This is a genomic window from Candidatus Flexicrinis affinis (assembly GCA_016716525.1).
GTDB lineage: Bacteria > Chloroflexota > Anaerolineae > Aggregatilineales > Phototrophicaceae > Flexicrinis > Flexicrinis affinis.
Genome location: JADJWE010000006.1, coordinates 341,021 through 363,898 on the forward strand (window position 1 = coordinate 341,021; position 22,878 = coordinate 363,898).

The window sequence follows — 22,878 nt, forward strand, 5'->3', positions numbered from 1 at the left end:
GGGGGGCGGGCGCGGGCGGGGCCCCTTCCCGGCCGGGCCCCCCGCGGGGGGGGGGAGGGGGCGGCGGCGGGGGGGGGGGTGGGGGCGGGGGGGGGGGGGGGGGGGGGCGGCCGCAGGCGCGGGCGGCCCAGGAGGGCCCGGGGCGGGGGGGGCCGGGGGGGGGGGGCGGGGCCCCGCCCCCCCCCCACCGCCCGGCCCCCGGCCCCCCCCGCCCCGCCCCCCGGGGCCGGGGGGGAGGGGGGGGGGGGGGGGGGGGGGGGGGAGGGGGGGGGGGGGGGGGGCGGGGGGGGCGGGGCGGGGGGGCGGGGGGAGGGGGGGGGGGGGGGGGGGGGGGGGGGGGGGGGGGGGAGCGGGGGGGGGGGGGGGGGGGGGGGGGGGGGGGAGGGGCGCCGCGGGGGGCGCCCCACCGGCCGGGACGGCGCCCCCCCCCGCGCCCCCCCCCCCCCCCCCCCCCGCCGGCGCGGGCCCACCGGGGGGGGGGAACCCCGGGGGCCCGGAAACAAAGGGGGGCCCGGGCCCCAGGGGGGGGGGGGGGGGCGGGGGGGGGGGGGCGGGGGGGCCCGCCGCCGGCCCCCGGCGCCCCCCCGCCGGGCCCGCCCCCGCACGGCCCCCCCGCCCCCCCGCCGGCCCGCCCCCGGGGGGGGGCCCCCCCCCCCCCGGCGGCCGCCCCCCCGCCCGCCCGCCCCCGCACCCCGGCCGGCCCCCCCCGCCCCCCCGGCCCCCCCCCAGCCGCCACCCCCCCCCCCCCCCCCCCCCCCCCCCCGCGGATCCCCCCGCCCCCCCCACCACCCCCCCCAACCCCCCCCCCCCTTTCAACGCTCGGCGGGAGACGGGCTGCGGATTTCTCCCTCGGACGCCATAGTTCCTACCACATCGCGACGGAATGTGGTGGACGTTCGCTGCCGGGGGCTTCTTTCCCCTTGTCCCTTTCACCGTTCCCTTTCCTCAATCATCGCGCGCAGCGCGCTGAGCAGCGCGTCGATGTCGTCGCGCGTGTTGTACCCCTGCACCGACACGCGGATGAACTTGCGCCCATTCCACGCGATCACCGGCACCTCTACGCGGTGCTCGTCGTACAACCGGCGCTTGAGCGTCGGCAGGTCGACCGACGCCGGCAGCTCGCACAGGGCCATCTGCGCGTAACGATCGGGCGGCACCGGCGCGGGGATGCCGGTCAGGTCGCTCACGCGCTGCTGCGCCTCGACGGCGAGGACATGGCAGCGGGCGCGCACCACGTCCCAGTCGTGGTCGCGCTGAAAGTCGATCGCCGCCGGCACGCTCAGGAACGCGGCGATGTCGCGCGTGCCTTGATACTGATGGTGCGCCACCAGCAGCGGCGCGTCCGGCGCGCCCATCCCCCAGCCCGCATTGGCCGGATCGCCATAGCCCCAACTGATCACCAGCGCGTGCATCCACGCGTGATGTTCCGGGCGGGCGTACAGGAATCCCGCCCCCTTCGGGCTGCACAGCCACTTGTGCAGGTTCCCGGTGTAGACGTCCGGATCGATCGCGGCGAGGTCGAGCGGAATCTGCCCTGCCACGTGCGCGCCGTCGATCACGCTCAGGATGCCGGCCGCGCGCGCCCGCTTGCACAACGCCGCAACCGGGAACGTCGACGCCGTCGAGGACGTGATGTGGCTGAGGTACAGCACCTTCGTGCGCGGCGTCACGCGTGACCACACGATCTCGACGATCTCCTCGTCGGAGGGCAGTGGCAGCGGAATCTGCGCCTCTACCCATTTCGCGCCGGTGCGGTCGCAGGCGTGCAGCCACGCGTTCACGCATGCGCCGTATTCGTGGTTGGTCGACACAATTTCGTCGCCGGGCTGGAGCGCGATCGACCGCGCTACCACGTTGACGCCCCACGTTGCGTTTACCACGTACACGAGGTTGTCGACAGCGGGCGCATGGACGTACTCGGCAAGCCGCGCACGGGCGGCGTCAAGCAGGCCGTCATGCCGTCGGCCGAGGAATTCAACCGGCTGTCGTTCCAGTTCGAGCTGCCAGCGCTGATACGTCTCGAATACTGCGCGCGGCGTCGCGCCGAACGAGCCGTGATTGAGAAACGTCACTGTCGGGTCGAGCAGGAACAGGTCGCGCATGGAGGACTCCCGGTGTGGATGAGGTGGCGGCGTGCAGCGCGGATGAGTATGTGCGCGTCCCGCGGAATTTGCGACGACCAATCAACCGACGATCACCCGACCACTGCGCGCGGAGGTCGCAAGCCCTGACTTGCAGCGGACTGCGATTCACAGCACAATACGGGCCATGGATGACGAGACCAAGCACGACCCCATCCCCGACGACGAGTCGGAGTCCGAGCCGGTTGACGCTGCGCCTGAAGACGACGCGCCGGGCGATGTGGTAGAACCCGCCGCCGCCGGGGGGGGGGGGGGGCGCCCCCCCCGCCCGCGCGGGGGGGGCGCGCGCGCGAAGAAACCGCCGACGATGCTGTCGAAGAACCGGTCGCGAAAGCCGAGGACGAACCGGAAGCGGCGGACGATGCGGACGATGAGGTTGACGACGAGTACGACGAGTACGCCCCGCACGACGACGAAGAGACCGAGCCTGAACCCGCGCCGGCCTTCGACTGGGCAGCAATCGGCGTTGGGGCGGCAGTCGCCGCGGCCGACAGCGACGTCCCCGACCTGACGGCGACCGGCGAGACCAGTTTCGAGGTCGACATCGACGCGGCGCTGGCGGCGGTCGACTCGCTCGATACGGTCGTCGCGGCCGAGCAGCAGCGCCGGATCGAAGAAGCGGCCCGAATCGAAGCGGCGCAGCGCGCCGAGGACGAATACCGCCGTTGGGCCGCGTCATACGTGTTCAGCCGCCCCGGCATGATCCGCGTGCAGGGCGGGCGCATCGTGACGATTCTGCCGGCGGTCGCGCTCATGGCGGTCGGCGCGGTGCTCACGCTGGCGACGGCATCCGGCCAAACGTTGACATGGCAGACGTTCGGCGCGGCGGCCTGCGCCGGGTTGGCGCTCTCGCTGGTGAGCTACTGGTTGGCGTCCGGCCGATGGGCGCGCGGGGCGTTTTTCGCGGCGCTCATCGTCGGCATCATCGGAGGCTGGTTGTTCGCCACGACTGTCGAAGGCCTTTCGCTGCCGTGGTGGCTGCCGTTCACGCTGCTCGGCGCGGCGATTGCCTTAACCGGCTTGCTGTCGCGGCCGTTCTCGGCGGTGTGGCTGATGACCGGCGCGGCGATTGCCGTCGGCGCCTCGATCGTCACCCTGTTCGCGGCTGGCCCGCTGACCACTGCGGCGCCGTTCGTGCTGGGTGCGGCGGCCCTGCTGGCGATCCTCCCGCTGATCTTCCGGCCGCGCCGTGCCTGATCATGCACCTCGCCATCGACGCCAGCCGTTCCACGCGCCCCTATCCGACCGGCACGGAACGCTACGCGCTTGAACTCATCCGCGCGCTGATTCCGCGTACGACCGGCCATCGCGTCACGCTGCATTTCCGCGATCCACCGCCCGCCGACCTGTTCCCGGCGGCCGAGCATGTTGCGTATGCCGTCATGCCGCAGCGCCGCCTGTGGACGCACACCCGCTTGGCCCGCGCCCTGTACCGCGACCGCCCCGACCTGACCTTTGTGCCGGCGCACACCCTGCCGTTCGTGATGCCGGGGCGCGCCGCGGTCACCGTCCACGACCTCGGCTATCTGCACTTTCCGCACGCGCACCCGGGCCGTTCGCGCCGTTACCTCGACCTGACGACCCGCTACAGCGCGCGCCGCGCTTCGATCGTGCTGGCCGACAGCCAGGCCACCGCCGACGACCTGAACGCCTTCTACGGCGTCGCGCCCGATAAGATTCGCGTGGTGTATCCCGGCGTGGCTGCCCCGCCGGAAGGCGACCGTGCTGCCGTGCGGGTTAAGCACGCGCTGCCGGAGCGCTACTTCGCCTTCGTCGGCACGCTTCAGCCGCGCAAGAATATCGCGCGCCTGGTGCAGGCCTTTACGCAGGTCCACGCGCAGCACCGCGATGTCGCGCTGGTGTTCGCCGGCGCGAAGGGCTGGTTGTACGACCCGGCGTGGGCGGAAGGCGTGCCGGGCGTGCGCCTGCTCGGGTACGTCAGCGATGAGGACAAGGGCGCGCTGCTGGCCGGGTCTGTCGCGCTGACGTTTCCGACATTGTACGAAGGCTTCGGCTTCCCGGTCGTCGAGGCCATGCACGCCGGCACGGCCGTTATCACCAGCACGACCTCCAGCCTGCCCGAGCTCGCCGGGGACGCCGGCCTGCTGGTCGATCCCGAGGATGTCGATGCCATCGCCGCGGCGATGCTGCGCGTGCTGAACGACGACGCACTGCGGGCCGATCTCGTCGCGCGAGGCGGCGCGCAGGCCGCGCGCTTCACGTGGGACGCCTGCGCCGACGCGGCCCTCGCCGCCCTGCTGGAGGCCGCTTCATGACGCGCATCCTGTGCGTGCAGTGGGCCAACATCGGAGATTTGATCCTCACCACGCCGGCGCTGACTGCGCTGCGCGAAGCCCAGCCCGACGCGCACGTCGGCCTGCTGACCACTCCCGGCGCAGCCCCGGCAGTCGGCGGGCTTGGGTTGGCCGATACGGTCTATACCCTGCCACGCTTCGGCATCGCCAATGCTGAGACTCTGCGCGTGTTCCGCAAAATCCGCGCCGACCGCTACGACACGATCGTGTTCTTCCACCGGCTGACGACGCGGGCCGGCGCGTGGAAATATGCAGCGCTGGCGGCGTTCAGCGGGGCCAAACGACGGATCGGGCTGGACAACGGGCGCGGCGGATTTCTGACCGACCACGTGCCGGATGACGGTTTCGGCGCACCGCATCAAGCCGCCTCGTGGCTTGCGCTAGTCGAACGGCTCGGCGCAGATGCATCGCCCCGCCCATGCCGCGTCGCCGAAATGCCATACCCGCTGCCGGATGCGCCGGTGCGGATCGCGGTCCACGCCGGAAGCGGCGACTTTAGCATGGCGCGCCGCTGGCCGGCCGAACTGCTGGCGCAGGCGGTTGATACGCTGGCCGACGAGCTCAACGCGCAGGTCGTCGTAATTGGCGCTAACGGTGACGACAGCCCCGACCTGATCGCGCGGTTGAAGCACCCGGCCCTCGACCTCACCGGCAAGACATCGGTGCCGCAGTTGGCCGGCGTACTGCGCCAGTGCGCGCTGTACGTCGGCAGTGACAGCGGCGTGACGCACGTTGCCGCCGCGGTCGGTACGCCAACCGTTGCGGTGTTCGGTCCGACCAACGACGCCGCTTATGGCCCGTGGTCGCCGGACGGCAAGGCGGTCGTCGTACGCACGCTGCCGCGCTGCGCGCCGTGCTCGTACATCGATCACGAACTCGGTGCGCGTGAGGGCTGCCCGGCGCGGACGTGCCTGCACATGGTGCGCCCGGACGCCGTGATCGATGCGGCGCGGCGGCTGTTGGCTGGTGAACCTCAGCCGACGCTCCCGCCGCTGCCGCCCCGGCCCGAGGTCGAGACGGTGCGCATCCTCGGCTTGCCTGTTCATGCCGTGACTTTTGCGCAGTGGCTCGACCTGATCGGGTCGTGGGTGCGCGCCGACGACGGCCTGCATCACGTGTGCACGATCAACCCGGAATTCGTGATGGTGGCCCAGCAGGACCCGATATTCCGGCGGGTGCTGCGCCGCGCCGATCTGTGCGTGCCGGACGGAATCGGGCTGCTGCTGGCGGCGCGCATGCTGGGCCGCCGACTGCCCGAGCGGGTGACCGGGTCGGACGGTGTGCCGCGCATTGCCGAGCGCGCCGCACAGGAAGGGTGGTCGCTGTTCCTGCTCGGCGCGGCGGAGGGCATCGCGGCGAAAGCCGCCGGCATCCTGATCGAACGCTACCCCGGCCTCAGAATCGCCGGCACGTTCAGCGGCTCGCCCCGGCGCGAAGATGAGGACGCGCAGGTCACCATGATCAACGAATCGGGCGCCGACATCCTGCTGGTCGCCTACGGCGCGCCCAAGCAGGACGCGTGGATCGCGCGCAACAGCCCGCGCCTCAACGTCAAGATGGCGATGGGCATCGGCGGATCGTTGGACTTCGTCGCGGGGATCATCCCCCGCGCGCCGGTGTGGATGCAGCGCGCGGGGATCGAATGGCTGTTCCGGCTGATCCGTCAGCCGTGGCGGATCAAGCGCATGCTGCGCCTGCCACGCTTCGTGTGGGCCGTGCTGCGGCGCGGGGGCCGCGGCGCGTGGGAACCGGCCTAGCGGACGACGTTGCCGAAGCCCACGAACCACTCGTCGACATACGTCGCGCCGCTCAGCGACGAGTTCTTCACGCCGAACTTCACCGCCGTGACCTGCGATACGTCAACAGCGCCTGACTCGAACTCGACAGACGTGTAGTTCAAACTCGACGCGCTGGCGGTATATGTCTGCGAGATCTTGAGCGTGCTCAGCGCGCCGCGCTTGATCTTGGCATAGAATTTCATCGTCTGCCCGCCCGCCAACGGGCGTACATGCGCGGTCACGAACAAGTACTGCGACCCGGTCGTGGGCGCATTGACCGTGTAGGTCTGCTCCAGCTTGGTCTTCTCGCCTGCGCTGCCCTTCAGGCGGAACGCGCAGTTGGTGGCGGTATGGCCCACGCCGCCGCACTTCACCTTGTCCTTGCCGTCGGTGTTCTTGACGGTCCAGAACGAGGCGTCGGGTTCGAAACTGCTGTTGATTACAATGTCGAACGGCAGCGCGCGCGGCGCGACGGGCTGCGCCTGCACAACCGTCAGGGTGAGCGCAAGCATGAACAACAGCAGGATGGCGATGGACAACTTTCGAGACATGCTGATTCAACCTCAACTCGGTACGGATGCGCACAGATCGCGCATCTCTCCGGAGATTGAATGACGGTTCGCGCGTTTTGTCAAATTGCGCGTTCCTCCAGCGTGCTATTCACTGAGCCGCCTGCCGAAGAAGTAGATCAGCATCTCGTCCAGCATCGCGCGCCACATGCCCCACGAATGCCCCTCCTCGCTCTGGATGAACATCAACTGAGCGCCTTGAGCCATAATGAAATCGAGCGCGTCCTGCGGCACGAAATTGTCCCAGCCGGGGTAGCCTGTCCCGATGAAGTAGCGCGCGGGCAGTACCTCGGCGGCCTCGTAGGTGTCGAAGACGTCTTGCAGCACCAGCGCCGGAGAATACATGGCAACCATGTCGAACACGTCCGGGTACAGCACCCCGAGGTACGCCGACGCCAAACCGCCGTACGAAGTCCCGACAATGGCGCGGTTCTGCTTGAGCGGGCTGCTGTCGTAGGCCGCATCGATCTCGGGGACCAGTTCCTCAGCCACGAATTTGAAGTACTCGCGGTTGCCGAGGAACTCATCTTCGCGCCGGTTGTTCGCCGGAACATCCGGGTCGCGTGCGCTGATCAGCACGGCGATCACCGGCACAATTCGGCCGTCGGCAATCAGTGAATCCAGCACCGGCACGATGCGCCCCATACCCGGATCGCCAAAGTCGTTGCCGTCCAGCACGTACACGACCGGCAGATCGTCCAGCGCGTCGTAGCCGGCGGGCGTGTAGACCCAATACCCGACCGTGTAGCCCAACGCGGCGCTGTCGAACCGCAGCAGATCCGACGTAACGCCGTTTGCGATTCCCTCGCGATCCGCGCTGACGTCGGTCGTCGCGAAATACGGCATGCGAAGTTCGCTGTTCGGCCCGAAACCGCTGGCCGCCTGCGCCGGGTTGGCCGGGTCAAGGATCCACGCGTTGTCGTCCAGCACAATCTTATATTCGATACGCGCATTGACCGGAAGCGCGGTTTCTGCGACCCACAGGTCGGTGCCGCCGATTTGGCGTCCCAACAGCTCCGGGACGTGTTCCCAGTTGGTGAAGTCGCCGCGCCAGTCGACGACCTCGGCCTCGCCACGGTACATGAACATGACGCGGTTGTAGTCGACGTACGGCACGCGCCCGGCCGCGATCAGCGCGTCCCACAAGTCGTCGACCATCGCCTGTTGGGAAGCAGGTGCGGCATCGTCGATAGCGTCGAGCGCCGCGCGTAAATCGCCAATAATCAGGGGCGGCGCATCTTGTGCCGATACGACAGCCCCACACAACATGAACAGCACAAGCAGACAGCAATAAACGAGGCGAATCTTCATGGTTTGACCTCCAATTCGCGCACGCACTGAAACGGTCTTTTCCACTATCGTCCGGCCGCCTTCGATGAACGGGCCAGTGTGCAACCTCCTATGGATTGACGCCGAACATCATTGCTGTTGGCGCGGTGTCCGCCATCTACGATTGCACAACGTTGGACGTGCGGACGCGAACCGGTCATTGCCGGCACTACCGGGGCGTTGTATGCTAACCGGTGTTCGCCATCCCTTAACATTCCGCCCGAAATGCCTACCCGACCCAACCTGCTGGTCATCCTCCTTGATACTATGCGCCGCGACCGTTTGTCGCTGTACGGGCATTCCGTATCGACATCGCCGGCGCTCGACTCGTTTGCCGAGAGTGCCGTCGTCTACGACCGGGCGATTTCGCCGGCGCAGTGGACGATTCCGGCGCACGCCTCGATGTTCACCGGCGTCTACCCGACCACGCACGACCTGACCGAGGCCGATCGCGTGCTGCCCGCCGAGCTGCCGACCGCCGCCGAACTGCTGCGCGATTCGGACTATCACACGGTCGGCTTCTGCAACAATCCACTGGTCGGTGTGCTGGACCACGGTCTGATCCGCGGCTTCGATGCGTTCTACAACTACGCCGGCGCGGCGGTCAATCGCCCCTTCGAGCGCCAACGTGGCGCGCCGGTCGATCATGCCGTGCGCAGATGGCGGACGTTCGCGCGCGCGGCCGGTAACCAGTTCGCCCAGCGCGAATGGCTGTTTCGCGTGTCGCTGCATCCATTGTTCACGCCGGTGTGGACGCGCCTTGTCAACTACAAGGGCAGTTCGCAGAACTCGGTCGATGACCTGATCGGCTACATGCAGAAGCATCGTGCCGGCCGCTCCGCGCGACCGCCGCTGTTTGCCTTTCTCAACCTGATGGGAACGCACCTCCCGTACCGGCCCCCACAGGACGTACTGGATTCGATCGCGCCGAGGCTCAGCGCCGCGGAATACCGGTTTGTCGCCAGCTTCAACGCCGATGCCGCGCGTTGGGCCAGCCCGGTGGAGGCACCGCTCGAAGACTGGCAGACCGCCGCGCTCGAAACGTTCTACGACGCCGAAATCCGCGCGCAGGACCGCGCCTTGCACCGCTTGTTCGATTATCTGCGCGCCAGCCGGGCGCTCAGCGATACGGTCGTGATCGTCACCGCCGACCACGGCGAGGGCCACGGCGACCACGGATACTTCGGCCACAGCTTCGTCGTCAACCACGAGCTGACGCACGTCCCGCTGGTGATCCGTCACCCGGACGACACGCGAAACGGGACACGCTCGGACGAGGTGGTATCGACCCGGCGCGTGTTCCATACACTGCTTGACGGCGCGGGCATTGATATGCCGGGAAACCGGGCGACGATCCGCCCGGCCGACCTCAGCCTGCTCAACGACGAAGCCGTCGACGGCCCGGTCTTCACCGAAGCATTCCCGCCGCAGGCGTTCCTGTCGGTGCTGCGCCACCGCGCGCCCAAGTTGATCCATGCCCTGAGCCTGACACAGGTTCGACGCGGCATCATCAACGGTGACCTGAAGCTCACCACTTTGGCCGATACGCCGGAGGCGCTGTACGATGTGCACGCCGACCCGGCGGAAACGCGCGACCTGCTGGCCGAACGGCCGGATGCCGTGGCCGAGCTGCTCTCTCAGTTGAATTCGAGCGTGTGGAACGCGCGGCGGGCGCGCTGCGACCTGCACGCGCTCGCCGAACAAGCGGCCCTAACGCCGGCCATGATGGATAGTTTGCGCGCACTCGGGTACATCGAGTGACGACAGTGAAGGACACCGGATGAACCTCGAACCGATCAAGACCGCGGCCCGTCAAGCCGCCGCGCTGTGCAGCACCGTCCAGAAGCGCCACTTCGTGACCAGCCAAAAGGCCGACAACGACGGCCCGGTGACCATCGCCGACTACGGCGCGCAGGCGCTGATCGCCAACGCGATCAAGTCGAACTTCCCCGGCGACGCCGTGCTGGCTGAGGAGACTGGCGAACAGTTCGTCGGGCTTGTCCCCGCTGAACAACGCGCCAAGGTCGTCGCACTGATCGGCGAGGTGCTGGGCCGTAGAGTCAGCGAGTCGGACGTGGTGTCATGGCTCGACTACGGCAAGGACGTGCAGGCCGACCGCACGTGGGTCATCGACCCGATCGACGGCACGAAGGGGTTCATCGCCATGCGCCACTACGCCATCGCCATCGGCGTGCTGCGCGGCGGCCAGGCGGTCGGCGGTGTGATGGCCTGCCCGGGCTACCCGGCCTACAACGGGGGCGGCGCACTGCTGTGGACGGAGAACGACACCTGCATGATCGGGCCGATCGCCGGTTTCAGCGGGCGGCAGGTGCGCGTGTCGGCCATTCAGGACGTGCAGCGTGTGCGCGTATTGGAAAGCGTCGAGAAGTCGCACGCCGGGTTCGAGCGCATGCTGCGGGCGCGCATGCTGGCGGGGCTGGACGCCGCGCCGGTCGAACGGCTCGACAGCATGGAGAAGTACGCGCGCATCGCAGCCGGCGATGCCGAGCTGTACCTGCGCCTGCCCAACCTCAAGAGCACGCGCGCCCATTCGACGTGGGATCACGCGGCGGGTGCGGCGCTGGTGCGCGCGGCGGGCGGCCTCGCGACCGACATTGACGGCTCCCCGCTCGACTTCAGCAGCGGCCGCACAATGGCCCGTACGCGCGGCATGATCGTCAGCAACGGGCGCATTCACGCGCAGATGATCGAAGGCGTCCGCGCACTGCTGGAAGAAGAGGCCGAGACGGCGTCCTCTTAACCCACGTCATCGCTGCGTCTGCAACTTTGTCCGTGCCCGCTCCGTATACGTGACTAGACACGACAAACGAGCTTGAGGACTAACCGGCCATGACCAATCGATTCGACTTCGACACCAAAGGGATACTCCCTTATCTCCTGATCGGCGGCGGCATCGCGCTGCTGTTCCTTTGGCAGTACGGCATCGGCACGCTGTGGCCGCTGTTTGTGCTTATTCCCGGCGTCGTACTCCTCTATCGCGCGCTGACCGGCCGCGACCGCGAGAGCGTCGACATGATCTTCCCGGGCACAATCGTCACCGCAACCGGTCTGATCCTGTTTTATCAGAGCCTGAGCGGTCACTGGGAATCGTGGGCGTACATCTGGGCCGTCTACCCGATCCTTACTGGCTTCGCGATGCGCTGGCGCGGCGAACGCGTCTCGAAGTACGAGCACGAGATCCGGATCGGCAACGACATGATGCGCTACGGCGCGATGGGGCTGGTAGGTGCGGTCGTCTTCTTCGAGGTGCTGATCTTCCGCAGTGTCAACGTGCAGTTCATCGGCATCGGTCTGATCGCGCTGGGTGTGATCTACCTCGTCGCCACCCGCCGCAATATCGCCCGCACGACCGCCTTCAGCGATCTGGTCGGCAAGGCCAAGAACGACGGCGAGAAGGCCAAGGTCAACGACGACGCGGCGTAGGCCGAGCCGAAACCACTCAACCACAAGACGCGGGCGACCTGAACGGGTCGCCCGTTTTGCATCGCGCTTGGGGCAGTGCCCCAAGCTCCGGCAGGAGTTTGCACTCCTGCACCTCGTTTCTCGCAATTTCATGCCGCGCGCGGCATGAAATTGCAGCGACGGGAGTCCAGAGGGCGAAAGCCCTTTGGTTTCATTTTCTGCGGCCTACGGCGCGCGACGCGTATGATGTATGCTTGGCGCGAGACGAAAGTGAGGCCCATCATGCACGTGTTCCTTTGGGTGATGCTCGCGATCTTTGCTGGCAGTGTGTTCGCGCAGACAGACGCGCCGCCGCCGATTTCCGCGGACAACGTGCGGTCGCTCGCGCTGGCCCGCATCGTCACGATGGACGAATTCACGCCGGCCGAGGCGGATCATCCGCCCAAGCCGTTGTCGGGATGGTTCGCCCTCAGTCCCGATGGCCTGTACGCGGCGACGGTGGTCGAGGGCGGCACGACGGTGTTCAGCACCGCAGACGGCACGATCGCCGCGCAATTGGTACACCGCGATCCGCTCGAGCCCGACCGCTGGAGCACGGCTATCGATATCGACTGGAGCGACGACAGCGACCGTTTTGCGCTGCTGCTGCGGCAAGGCGAGACGGATGTCATCTACGTGGCCGCGCTGGACGGAACGACTCGCCAGCAGACCGTGCCGGCCGAGTACGGCGTGCCGGTGCGGGTGTGGATCGATGCAGAAGACGGCGATACGGTGTGGATCGAGACGATCCCCAATCCAAGCGCGGAGACTCCGGGAGGCCATAACGTCGTACGCCTGACCGTCACCGACGACGCAACCGACGGCGATCCACAGTCTATCCCCACCGGCCCCGAAGCCGACTTCGACTCGTACGTACGCATCGGACGTATCCCGGCGCCGCGCGCCATCACCGCGACGTTCAACGGCACGGTGCGGCTGTGGGACTTGCAGACGGGAGACGTTACCGCCGAAGTCGCGCTGCCGGTGCTGCCGACGTTCGGGCGCGTCAACGAGACCAACGGCCAGCAGTTCGCATGGCGCGACGAATTCAGCGAGGGGCTCCACCTGCTCGATTTCACCACCGGCGAAGATCGAGTTGTCGCGCCGCTGGACGGTGAATACGTGCAAGCCCTGCTGCTGACCCCAGACGCCGACGTGATCCTCGCCGTGCACCGCGGCGAGACGCCCAGCCTGACCGCGTGGATCAGCGCGACCGGCGAAGAGATCGCGCTTGGCGAGTACGAGACGTCGATATGCTCACGCGTGCCGGATATGGTACAGCTCGCGCACGACGGCACCCGCCTCGTGATCGGCTGTGACGGCGGCTTTCAAGTGTGGGAGGTCGCGGCGGGATCGTAACCGTCAACGCCATCGCGGACAACGCGCGCTTGTCCGAGGCGAGCTCGCGCTATCGAATCACGCCTTCGACCTCGGTGACGGTCGCTTGCAACGCGGCCGATTTGGCGATCGGGAACGGGTCGATCGCGCCCGGTTCCGCGCCCATCATCTGCTGAATGGCGTGCAGTTCCTCCGGCGACATATCTTGAAGGATCGCCAAGTCGGGGTTGGTCTCCACCGTGCCGAACGCCTTGTGGAATGCGATACGCTGGAACTGCTCGTTCGCCATGTTGGCAAGGATCATCGCGCCGGGATTGTAGGCGCGCGCGACCAGATCGCGCTGGCGGATGAGCAGCAGCGACGCGAACAGCAGGGCGACCCCGCCCCACTGCGCCGGTGTCAGCCGTTCACCCAGAACCAACGCCGACAGCAGCAGCGCCACGGCGATCTCCAACACCGCCATGACCGCCGTTTGCATGCCGCCGAGGAATTTGACGCCGGCATACATGGCAAGGCGGCTGAGCGCCGTCGTGATGCCGAGGATGACGATCGGCGCGACCGCCCCGCCAGCAGCCTCGGCGCTGATGCCGGTACCCACCGCCAGCCATACCATCGAGACGATCACCGCCATGGTCGTAAGCGCGTAGAGCGCCATGGTTTGCGCCGGGACTTCGTACAACACGTACTGGCTGAGCACCAGCGTGCCGGCGAACATGACGGCGCTGCCCATCATTAGGCCGACACCGAGGAAATCCGCTCGCCGTTCGCCAAAGCCGGTCAGAACGACGAGCGCAGCGATCGCCAGCCCGACACGAATCAGCGTGCGGCCGTCGATGCGCGTGCCACCGTAATGCGCAAGCGCGACCGCCACGACCAGATACATCCCGTTGATGAGCTGCACCAGTCCAGCGTCCAACCGGCCAAGCCCGCTGTAATAGCACAACGCGCCCACGCCGTTGATAATGCCGATCGTCACGCATCCCATCACGCCGGCGGGCGACACGAAGATAAACCGCCGCAGGAAAATGGCGTACACGGCCCACAACACGGCGATCGCGGTCAGCGTGCGTAGGGCCGCCACGCTGAACGGGTCGGCGCCGGCTTGCAGCGCCATCTTCCCGAAGATCGGGGCGACACCGAGAAATACCGGAGTCGCTAAGGCCATCACCACCCCGCGCAAGGGCACAGCTTGTCGTTCCACGAGCATCGATCCTGCTGATCTGCGGGCACGCGGGCGCACCCCTTTGATATCCTTTATATCCCAAACGTGATATTTGTCACGTTTGCGATTTCCACAGCGTTTTTTTAGGTTCTTTTCCCCCTGTAATGGCGGGTCTCAATTTGACAATGGGTTAACCCCGGCTTAAACTTAGGGCATCGGTGGATCAATGAAAGTCCACGTCCAATGAGCTACTTTTTCCTCACCTGAACTGACCAACACGCGGCCCAATCGTGCCGCGTGTTTTCATTCAGAGAGGTTTTGTCCGGCAGTCAATAGAAGGGACTAGGCACAATGGACTACAGCTTGATCGGGAAGATTCAGAAAGCCAAGGAATACGCCGAGGATCCGTCACGCGTCACCTTCAACAGCCTTAAGGTCGAGTTTCGTGGCGACAGCGACACCTACACGATCTCGCTCGGGCCGGATGGTTGGCACAGCACCGATCGCGGCTTCCAAAAGTATGGCATCAGCCCGCACGTGATGGCGATGGAGCGCCTGTTCGGCCCCATGCTCAAGCGCGAGCCGCTGCCCTACGCTCCCGGTCAGAATGTCGTCAGCGACGTTGAGAAAGCCAAGAAGTATGCGTCCGAGCCGCACCGCATCACCATTCTGGCGTTCAACGCGCGCTTCCGCGGTGACCACAACGAATACACGATCAACTACGAAGACGGGACGTGGTTCTGCGACAACCCGTACTTCCAGACGCACGGCGTGTGCAGCCACACGATGGCCATGGAACGCATCCTGAAGGGGATGGTCAAGCCCAATGTGCCGGCACGCGCGCCGATGGCCGGCTAATCGACAGCGACTCGCAGCGGCGGGGCAATCGCACAGGTTGCCCCGCTTTTGATTCACCGCAGCATATTGGCGTCTCCAAGCCTGCCGGTTTCTCATCACTCAGAGCGTGTCTGTAAATTCGGTATTTGATGGTGGCACTACACAACCTCACCCCCGTCTCGCGATGCTCGACTCCCCCTCTCCATGGCCATGGAGAGGGGGCCGGGGGGTAAGGTAACGTGGCTCTCCGACATACCCGTCTCGCGGACGAGTGAAATCGCATACACGCTCTCAGCACTCACAACTGCTACTTTCACTAGCGGGTATAATGCGCCTCATGCGGCGTTCCTCTCTGATTGTCCTCGCCCTCGCCTTGACCGCCTTCGCGTGCAGCCTGATCGTCAGCCGCACGGTATTCGAACGCGTCCCGCACCTCGAAGACGAGGTCGCGTACCTGTTCCAAGCCAAAGTCTTCGCCCGCGGGCAGGCCACTGCGCCGCTGGCCGAGCCGTCCGGCGCGTACTGGCAGCCCTTCGTCATCGACGACACGGCGCGCGGCGTTCGGTTCGGCAAGTATCCGCCGGGGTGGCCGCTGCTGCTGGGGATTGGCGTCATGCTCGGCCTGCCCGCCGTGGTGAACGCGGCGCTGGCGGCGCTGACGGTCGTCGTCGCCTATCGCATCGGCCGCGAAGGCTTCACCGAGACGGCCGGCATCTACGCCGCCGCGCTGCTCACGTTCTCTCCCATGGCGCTGCTGCTCAACGCGACGTTGATGGCGCACACTGCCGGCCTATTGTGCGCGTCGCTGTTCATTTGGGCGTATCTGCGCATGTCCCGCGCCGGCCCACGCCGCTGGATATGGGGTCTCGCCGGCGGGCTCAGCCTCGGGCTGTTGGCGGCCACCCGGCCGTTAAGCGCGGTCGCAGTAGCAATGCCATTCATCATCTGGAGCAGCCTGCGCCTGCTGCACGCAATCCGCGCCGGGCAGTACCGGCACGCGATTCCGCTGTTCGTACTCGCCGGCGGCGCGCTGCTCACAGCCGCGCTCGTGCCCGTGTACAACGCGGCTGCCACCGGCGACCCTACCGCCAATCTGTATACGCTGGTGCCGGGCTGGGAGTACGATCGCATCGGCTTCGGCCCGGACATCGGACGCAACGGCCACACGCTCACCAAAGGCATCCAGTTCGCGCGCTATGACCTCTCGCTCACCGCCGCCGACCTGTTCGGCTGGCAGTTGGGCGGCTGGGACGAAATGTTGAGCGAATGGGTGGTCGGCATCGCGCCGGACGGGATGGTCGCGGACTCGTGGTGGCCGGTGGTCGGCGTTGGCTGGCTCCTCGTGCCGATCGGTCTGCTGGTGGCGCTGCGGCGCGACTGGGCGTATCTGTGGGTATTGGCCGGCGTGTTGTGGGTGCTGCTGGTCGACCGCTTCCTGTTCGACGCGCCGGAATTGTGGGCTGCGGTGATGATCGTGTGGGCGCTGCTGCCGCTGATCTGGATTGGACGCCGGCCCGACTCCATTGACCGTGCGCAGGCCGGATGGCTGCTGTTCGGCATGCTGTTCGCGCTGATCGCCGCGCACACCGCCTATTGGATCGGATCGCAGCGGTACGGCACGCGCTATTACGCCGAGGGACTAAGCGCGGCCGCGGTACTGGCGGCGCTTCCGCTGGCGGCGCTGACCGCACGCGGCGGCCTGTGGCGGTGGGCCGTGCCTATCGCGTTCGCCGCCGCACTGGGCTGGTCCGTGCTGGGTTACTCGGCCCCGCGAATCGACGCGCTGCGCGGCTTCAACCGTGTGACCGCCGAGGTCATCGCGGGGGTCGAGGCGCGCCGCGAATCGCCCGAAACGCCCGTGCTGGTTCTGGTTACCGGGCGCGACGCCCGCTGGCGGACGCGTGCCGCCCTGTGGACGGTCGCCAGCCCGTTTCTGGATAGCGACACCGAATTGGCGCTCGTCAACGAAACATCGCCGCAGGACCGCGCCCTGATCCTCGCGCGTTTCCCGGGCCGGCAGGTGATCGAGATGGGTACGCAGACCCACGATCTCTGGTTTGTCGATATGTGCGATGCAGACGGCTGCCCGCTGGCGAACCCGCCGGTTAATCCGACGCTGCTGCGGCCGGTATACGAACCGTAAACGTCGTCCCCTTCCCGACCTGCGTTTTGACGTGGATCTCGCCGCCAAGCGCATCGAGGCTCTGCTTGACGATCGGCAGTCCCAGCCCCGACCCGCTGCGCGAGCCGACGTTTTGCCCGCGGTGGAACGGTTGAAAGATGCGCGACACGTCGCTGTCGGGAATACCAATGCCACGGTCGGTCACGGAGATGGTTGCATCGTCGCCGTCGCGGCGGATTTGCACCACAATGTCGCTGCCCGCGGGCGAGTATTTAATGGCGTTGCCGATCAGGTTGGTCAGGATGTGTTCCAGCATTCGTTGATCGGTCAGCACATAGAACACCGGCTCGGGCGCGTCGAGCGTTATGCGATGGCTGGCGTTGTCCGCGGCCGAAAGATCGTCGATGGCCGTGCGGGCAGACGCAACGAGGTCGATCTGCTCTGGCGTCAGTTTGACGCGCACCGCTTCGCCACGGCTGTACGTCAGCGCGTCCTCGAGCAAGTCGTTCATGCGCTGGGCCTGCTTGGCGACGATATCGAGGCGATCGGCCAACTTCTCCTGCGACAAACGGTCCGCATAGTTGAGCACGATGTCGATCGTCGATTGAATGACCGTCAGCGGCAGTCGGAACTCATGCGTGACCATGTGCGTAAATCGCTGCTTGAGGTCGATCAGCTCGCGCTCTTTTTCCAGCTCGACCTCGAGCGCACGGTTGATCAGGCGCTGCTGTTCGAGCTGCCGCCGCCCGGTGATGTCGCGGACCAGACAGATGACCATCGGTGCACCGGACAGGGTAAGCGGCACCATGCTCAGTTCGACCGGATACAGCTCCCCGCCGACCGTGCGCGCTTCCAGCAGGTCCTCGTTGGCAAGGACGATCGTCTCATTGGTGGTCAGCGTCCGATTGATCGCGTCCAGCACCAACTTGCGCGCAGTTTCGGTGAACAGCCAGCCGACATTCCGGTTGGCCAAATCGGCGCGCGCCATGCCGCAGCGCTCTTCGATCGTTCGGTTCACCAGACGAATGCGCCCCAACGGGTCGATCAGGATGATCCCTTCCGACACCGTCTCGAAGATCAGCCTGAATCGCTCCTCGCTGTCCCGCAGCGTGCGCTCGGTCTGCTTCAGGTCGGTGATGTCGCGCCCCACCGACTGAATCATGGTGACCTTGCCGTCATCGTCAGCAAAGGCATAGCTCACCCACTGAACCCACCGGTCGCGTCCATCTGCGTTGGACGTACGATGGGCCTCGATGTGCAGCCCGGGGCGCGCGGCCATATTCGCCAGATGGCGGCGGAGTTCGGCGTGGTTGCTCTCCGGCTCGATCTCCATATAGCTGCGGCCGAGGATCTCCTCGCGCTCTCTGCCGAAGTACTTGCAGTAGGCGTCGTTGACGAAGATCAGCGTCCCGTCGGTCGTGTGGCGTGAGACCAGATCGATCTGGCTCTCCACGATGCCGCGATACCACGTCTCGCGCTCGCGCAATTCGGCTTCAAGCTGGCGCTGGGCGGTGACGTCACGGCCGACCGATTGATACAACCCGATTCCATCCGCGCCTCGAATACCGGTCGATACCCACTGAATCCAGCGTTCGCGGCCGTCTGGCCAATAGCTCTTGAACTCCTGAACCAATGGCCCGGGTTGATTGAGCAAATCCTGCATATTGCGCTTGATGGTATTGTGCGTCTTGGGGTCCTCGAGGTCGAGGATGCTGCGTCCGACGTAGTCTTCGGGCTTGCCGCCGAAGTAGCGACAGTACGCGTCGTTGACGAAAACCAGCGTCAGGTCGGACGTAAAGCGCGAGACCAGATCGACCTGGCTTTCGACGATGCCGCGGAACCACGTCTCGCGCTCGCGCAGTTCGGACTCCAGTTCGCGCTGCCGCGTGATGTCGTGCGCGATCATCAACACGCTTGCGATTCGCTCGTCCGGCGCAAATTCCGGGACGAGACGTGCCTCGTACGTGTGTTCGGCCCCGTCGTGCGACTCGGCGTTGAATTCGAAGGTGAGGGTCTGGCCGCTGTCCAGCACGGCGTTGAGCGCCTGTTCGAGCTGGACGGCTAACTCGAAATCGATGCCAAACGAGATGCCGCGCAGGGCGCGCCCGACCAGTGTTTCCGGCGGCAGGCTCAGCGCGTCGGCCATCGAGGCGTTCACGTACAGGACGTGGTGGTCGCGTCCCAACCGTGCGACCCAGTCGGGGTTATTCTCAACCAGCGCACGAAACTCGTACATGCGCATCCGGACAGTCTCCTGCATCGCCATCATCTCGTCTTGCAGGACTTGGATGTCCGTGACATCGCGCCCGACCGAGTAGATCCGGCCGCTTTCGACCTGCGAGACCCAGTGGATGACACGCGACGCCCCATCGCGCCGCACGTAGGTTCCGGTGAACTCCACGAGTCGGGCTCCGCCTGTCGGCACCTTGTCACGAGCGACACGTGCATTTTGCGCATCGGCGGGATCGAGTAAATCGTACGTGCTCATCCCACGAGTGCCGCCGACAGGATAACCCAACAGCGTATCAAAGGCGGGGTTAGCGTAGACGATCAGCCCGTTCATGTCGGTGATGACCAGCGGTTCGGGGGCTTTGGCGAGAAGTTGAGACTGCGACTCAGTGTCGTGCGCGTCGGCCAACAGGCGGCGCACAAGCGCATCCTGAGACAGCCCCCGGCGATTTGCCTCTTCGGCAAGCGCCTGTCGGGTCTCAATCGATAAAGGATATGCGGCGGGGTCGTCCGTGTTGGCAAAATGGGACATGGCTGTGCCGCAGTTCAGAATGGGTCTTTAGGTATTGTAATCGCACAAGTGGAGTTCCCATACCATAAGAAACATCCCGAAAGCGATTCGTGGCTCGTTTTCAGGCGGGAATTCGCGTTGGTGCGCTGACCTGATGACCGCGCATTGAACCTCACCCCCGTCGCACGGCACTAGACGGGGGTGAGGTTTGTGACGCCTTAAACGACGACGTTTACCTTCGGCTCGCGCCCGCCGATGAAGATGACACGCTTGGGCTGCGACCCGTTCAACTGGCGCACGATCCACTCGCTGGCCAGCGCCGCCTCTTTGGCCGCGTCCTCGCTAATGTCCGCCGCTACCTCGACGTGGCCGCGCACTCTGCCGTTGACCATGATCACCAGTGGCACAACATCCTCCGCCGCCTTGGCCGCGTCGTATTCCGGCCACGACTGGGTATGGATGCTGAACGGCCAGCCCAGCTTGACCCACAGCTCTTCGGCGACGTGCGGTGTGATCGGGGCCATCAGGCGCAGGACGATGTGTATGGCATCGCGGAACGCCGCCGTGCCGATCTTCCCCTCGCGCACGGCGGTCTTCAGGTCATTGCGCAGGCTCATCAGCGCGGCGACCGCCGTGTTAAAGCTGAAGGACTCCATGCTGTACGAGACCCGCTCGATCGCTTGATGCACGCGCCGTTCGATGGTCCGTTCGGTATCAGCGTCGCCGGTCTCCGGCGTCTCGGCCTGCGCGATATCCCACATATCGTTGATCCAGCGCACGACGCCCTGAATGCCCTGACTGTCCCACGGCCCGCCCTTGATGAAGTCGAACGCGAACATCAGGTAGGCGCGCACGGTATCGGCGCCGTACTTTGACACCAGCTCGTCGGGGTTGACGACGTTGCCACGGCTCTTCGACATCCGCTCGACATCCAGATGATGTTTCAACTGGTTGACGGTGTTGGGCCCGGGGATCGACGGAATTTCGACCGTCGCGCCGTCCACGACCTCGACGGTGTACTGGTTCCCGTCCGGGGTCGCCAGCGTCAGCAGATTCTCGGTGCGCTTGATCAACTCGCCCCAATACACCTCGGTGCTGATCTGCCCCTCGAACGACGGCACGACGCGCACGCGATCGGCGAACATCTTGCGGTTGCTGTCGATCCGCCCGCTGGCGACGATCAGGTCGCCGGGGCGCTGCTCGCCCAGAATCTGCCCCTGATTGCGCAGCTGCAGCATCGGCTCGTCCAGCTCGTGCGGGTCGCGCCCGTGGCGCTTCATGGCCGCGAACGTGTCGTCGAACACACCTGTGTCGCGCAGCGCCTTGTTGAACCAGCGCGTATACAGCAGGTGCATGGTGGCATGTTCGGTGCCGCCCGTGTACGTGTCGACCGGCAGCCAATACGCCGCCTCGTCCGCGCTGAAGGGCGCCGCCTCATTGCCCGGCGACAGGTAGCGCAGGTGATACCACGACGAGCACATGAACGTGTCCATCGTGTCGGTCTCGCGGCGGGCGGGTCGCCCCTGACTGTCGACGGTGTGGACGAACGTCTCGTGCTGGGCCAGCGGATTGCCGAAACCGGTCATCTCGACATCCTGCGGCAGCTCGACCGGCAGTTGGCTGTCGGGCACCAGTTCGATCGTGCCGTCCTGCGTGTAGATCACCGGGATCGGGCTGCCCCAATAGCGCTGGCGGCTGATCAGCCAGTCGCGCAGGCGGTAGTTGACCGCTTCCTTACCGATACCGCGCTCCTCCAGCCAATCGATGACGGCGTTGATGGCCGGGTTCTTGCGGCCCTTCTCGCGGGTGGCGGGCGTGCCGTTGAACGGCCCGCTGTTGACCATCACGCCTTCGTGCGGCCACGCCTCGGGCATGGTGTCGCCGTCGAAAGACTCGCCTTCGGGCTGGATCACCGGCACCACCTTCAAGCCGAACTTGCGCGCAAAGGCAAAGTCGCGCTCGTCGTGGGCCGGCACCGCCATGATTGCGCCGCTGCCATAGCTGATCATGACGTAGTCCGCGATCCAGATCGGAATGCGTTCCTCGTTGACCGGGTTGATCGCGTAGGCGCCAGTGAACACGCCAGTCTTCTCGCGGTCTTCGGCGCTGCGCTCGATCTCGGTCTTGCGCGCGGCGGCTTCGACATACGCCTCGACCTCGGCACGCTGCGCGTCGGTGGTGATCTGCGCGACCAGCGGATGTTCCGGCGCCAGCACCATGAAGGTCGCGCCCCACAGCGTATCCGGCCGGGTGGTGTACACGGTGATCGGAATCCGGTTGACGCCGGACGCCCCCTGCGACGCCTCGCTCGCGGAGCCAGCGTTCTCCCCTCTCCCTGAGGGAGAGGGGTCGGGGGTGAGGGCATGGAACGTCACGTGCGCGCCCTCGCTGCGGCCAATCCAGTTGGTCTGCATGATGCGCACCGGCTCGGGCCAGTCGATGCCGCTAAAGTCCAGCATTTCGTCGGCATAGCGCGTGTAGCGGAAGAACCACTGCGTCATCATCTTCTGGATGACGGGCTGGCCGGTGCGCTCGTCCTTGCCGTCGATGACCTGCTCGTTGGCCAGCACGGTTTGCAGCGTCGGCGACCAGTTCACCAGCGCCTCGCCGCGGTAGGCCAGATCGTTGCTGTAAAACGTCTTGAAGTACCACTCCGTCCACTTGTAGTAGACCGGATCGCAGCTCACCATCTCGCGCGTCCAGTCGAACATGGCGCCCATCGAGCGCAGCTGCCGGCGCATGCGGTCCATGTTGGCGTAGGTCCACGTCGCGGGGTGGATGCCACGCTGCACGGCGGCGTTTTCGGCCGGCAGGCCGAAGGCGTCGAAGCCCATCGGGAACAGAACGTTGAAGCCGCGCATACGCTTGTAGCGGGCGCGGGCGTCGGACGGGGTCATGGCGAACCAGTGGCCGATGTGCAGGTCGCCGGAGGGATACGGCAGCATCGTCAGGGCGTAGTGTTTGGGCTTGTCCCAATCCACCGTGCTGCGATACAGCTCGGCCTCGTCCCAGCGCTGCTGCCATTGGGGTTCGATCTCTTGCGGGTTGTACGGTGGGATGTCGTTCATGGAGTTGTCAGTCCTCA

15 protein-coding genes are annotated in these 22,878 nt (G+C 66.3%); 9 read left to right on the top strand and 6 right to left on the bottom strand.

Going from position 1 to position 22,878, the window contains the following annotated elements; all coding sequences use genetic code 11:
- Positions 1-929: 929 nt before the first annotated feature.
- Positions 930-2,102: an aminotransferase class V-fold PLP-dependent enzyme gene (locus IPM16_16735; GenBank protein ID MBK9124749.1), complete on the bottom strand. Its 1,173-nt coding sequence runs from the start codon at positions 2,100-2,102 to the stop codon at positions 930-932.
- Positions 2,103-2,822: 720 nt separating this feature from the next.
- On the opposite strand from IPM16_16735, the gene IPM16_16740 reads away from it, so the two are divergent.
- From IPM16_16740 to IPM16_16750, 3 genes are read left to right on the top strand one after another with little or no spacing between them, the layout of a single operon-like run.
- The gene (locus tag IPM16_16740; protein MBK9124750.1) at positions 2,823-3,338 is read left to right on the top strand and encodes a hypothetical protein; all 516 of its coding nucleotides are present in this window, start codon (positions 2,823-2,825) and stop codon (positions 3,336-3,338) included.
- Positions 3,339-3,340: 2 nt separating this feature from the next.
- The gene (locus IPM16_16745) at positions 3,341-4,417 is read left to right on the top strand and encodes a glycosyltransferase family 4 protein (protein ID MBK9124751.1); all 1,077 of its coding nucleotides are present in this window, start codon (positions 3,341-3,343) and stop codon (positions 4,415-4,417) included.
- Entirely contained in the window at positions 4,414-6,213 is a 1,800-nt protein-coding gene (locus tag IPM16_16750) for a WecB/TagA/CpsF family glycosyltransferase (GenBank protein ID MBK9124752.1), read from the top strand. Before IPM16_16745 ends, IPM16_16750 begins: the two co-directional genes overlap by 4 nt.
- Here the strand turns inward: IPM16_16750 and IPM16_16755 are convergent.
- Together IPM16_16755 and IPM16_16760 are read right to left on the bottom strand one after the other, a co-directional pair.
- Entirely contained in the window at positions 6,210-6,785 is a 576-nt protein-coding gene (locus IPM16_16755) for a hypothetical protein (protein ID MBK9124753.1), read from the bottom strand. The genes IPM16_16750 and IPM16_16755 overlap by 4 nt on opposite strands.
- A gap of 105 nt (positions 6,786-6,890) precedes the next feature.
- A complete protein-coding gene (locus IPM16_16760) occupies positions 6,891-8,114 on the bottom strand; it encodes an esterase family protein (protein MBK9124754.1) in 1,224 nt (407 codons plus the stop codon).
- 243 nt (positions 8,115-8,357) lie between these two features.
- On the opposite strand from IPM16_16760, the gene IPM16_16765 reads away from it, so the two are divergent.
- From IPM16_16765 to IPM16_16780, 4 genes are all read left to right on the top strand, one after another.
- Positions 8,358-9,893 (top strand): sulfatase, encoded by a 1,536-nt coding sequence (locus IPM16_16765; GenBank protein ID MBK9124755.1) that lies wholly within the window; start codon positions 8,358-8,360, stop codon positions 9,891-9,893.
- A 19-nt stretch (positions 9,894-9,912) separates the two neighbouring features.
- On the top strand, positions 9,913-10,893 hold the full coding sequence (locus tag IPM16_16770) for a hypothetical protein (GenBank protein ID MBK9124756.1): 981 nt from the start codon (positions 9,913-9,915) through the stop codon (positions 10,891-10,893).
- Positions 10,894-10,982: 89 nt separating this feature from the next.
- Complete coding sequence (locus IPM16_16775) at positions 10,983-11,576, top strand: hypothetical protein (GenBank protein ID MBK9124757.1); 594 nt, start codon at positions 10,983-10,985, stop codon at positions 11,574-11,576.
- A gap of 261 nt (positions 11,577-11,837) precedes the next feature.
- Positions 11,838-12,953, top strand: coding sequence for a hypothetical protein (locus IPM16_16780; protein ID MBK9124758.1), 1,116 nt, complete (start codon positions 11,838-11,840; stop codon positions 12,951-12,953).
- A 49-nt stretch (positions 12,954-13,002) separates the two neighbouring features.
- Here IPM16_16780 and IPM16_16785 read toward each other — a convergent pair whose 3' ends face one another.
- The gene (locus IPM16_16785; GenBank protein MBK9124759.1) at positions 13,003-14,133 is read right to left on the bottom strand and encodes a DMT family transporter; all 1,131 of its coding nucleotides are present in this window, start codon (positions 14,131-14,133) and stop codon (positions 13,003-13,005) included.
- 312 nt (positions 14,134-14,445) lie between these two features.
- Here IPM16_16785 and IPM16_16790 point away from each other — a divergent pair, with 312 nt between their 5' ends.
- Entirely contained in the window at positions 14,446-14,952 is a 507-nt protein-coding gene (locus IPM16_16790; protein ID MBK9124760.1) for a hypothetical protein, read from the top strand.
- Between the two features lie 316 nt (positions 14,953-15,268).
- Positions 15,269-17,074 (top strand): glycosyltransferase family 39 protein, encoded by a 1,806-nt coding sequence (locus IPM16_16795; GenBank protein MBK9124761.1) that lies wholly within the window; start codon positions 15,269-15,271, stop codon positions 17,072-17,074.
- Here the strand turns inward: IPM16_16795 and IPM16_16800 are convergent.
- The gene (locus IPM16_16800; protein MBK9124762.1) at positions 17,037-19,814 is read right to left on the bottom strand and encodes a PAS domain S-box protein; all 2,778 of its coding nucleotides are present in this window, start codon (positions 19,812-19,814) and stop codon (positions 17,037-17,039) included. The two genes, IPM16_16795 and IPM16_16800, sit on opposite strands and share 38 nt — an antisense overlap.
- Before the next feature lie 197 nt (positions 19,815-20,011).
- Positions 20,012-22,861, bottom strand: coding sequence for a leucine--tRNA ligase (locus IPM16_16805; protein ID MBK9124763.1), 2,850 nt, complete (start codon positions 22,859-22,861; stop codon positions 20,012-20,014).
- Between the last annotated feature and the right edge of the window lie 17 nt (positions 22,862-22,878).

Bases quoted from the DNA above. Each gene is read 5' to 3' on its own strand.
- IPM16_16800 (MBK9124762.1), bottom strand. From the start codon at position 19,814: ATGTCCCATTTTGCCAACACGGACGACCCCGCCGCATATCCTTTATCG.
- IPM16_16750 (MBK9124752.1), top strand. From the start codon at position 4,414: ATGACGCGCATCCTGTGCGTGCAGTGGGCCAACATCGGAGATTTGATC.
- IPM16_16745 (MBK9124751.1), top strand. From the start codon at position 3,341: ATGCACCTCGCCATCGACGCCAGCCGTTCCACGCGCCCCTATCCGACC.
- IPM16_16760 (MBK9124754.1), bottom strand. From the start codon at position 8,114: ATGAAGATTCGCCTCGTTTATTGCTGTCTGCTTGTGCTGTTCATGTTG.
- IPM16_16790 (MBK9124760.1), top strand. From the start codon at position 14,446: ATGGACTACAGCTTGATCGGGAAGATTCAGAAAGCCAAGGAATACGCC.
- IPM16_16765 (MBK9124755.1), top strand. From the start codon at position 8,358: ATGCCTACCCGACCCAACCTGCTGGTCATCCTCCTTGATACTATGCGC.
- IPM16_16805 (MBK9124763.1), bottom strand. From the start codon at position 22,861: ATGAACGACATCCCACCGTACAACCCGCAAGAGATCGAACCCCAATGG.
- IPM16_16795 (MBK9124761.1), top strand. From the start codon at position 15,269: ATGCGGCGTTCCTCTCTGATTGTCCTCGCCCTCGCCTTGACCGCCTTC.
- IPM16_16735 (MBK9124749.1), bottom strand. From the start codon at position 2,102: ATGCGCGACCTGTTCCTGCTCGACCCGACAGTGACGTTTCTCAATCAC.
- IPM16_16770 (MBK9124756.1), top strand. From the start codon at position 9,913: ATGAACCTCGAACCGATCAAGACCGCGGCCCGTCAAGCCGCCGCGCTG.
- IPM16_16780 (MBK9124758.1), top strand. From the start codon at position 11,838: ATGCACGTGTTCCTTTGGGTGATGCTCGCGATCTTTGCTGGCAGTGTG.
- IPM16_16755 (MBK9124753.1), bottom strand. From the start codon at position 6,785: ATGTCTCGAAAGTTGTCCATCGCCATCCTGCTGTTGTTCATGCTTGCG.
- IPM16_16775 (MBK9124757.1), top strand. From the start codon at position 10,983: ATGACCAATCGATTCGACTTCGACACCAAAGGGATACTCCCTTATCTC.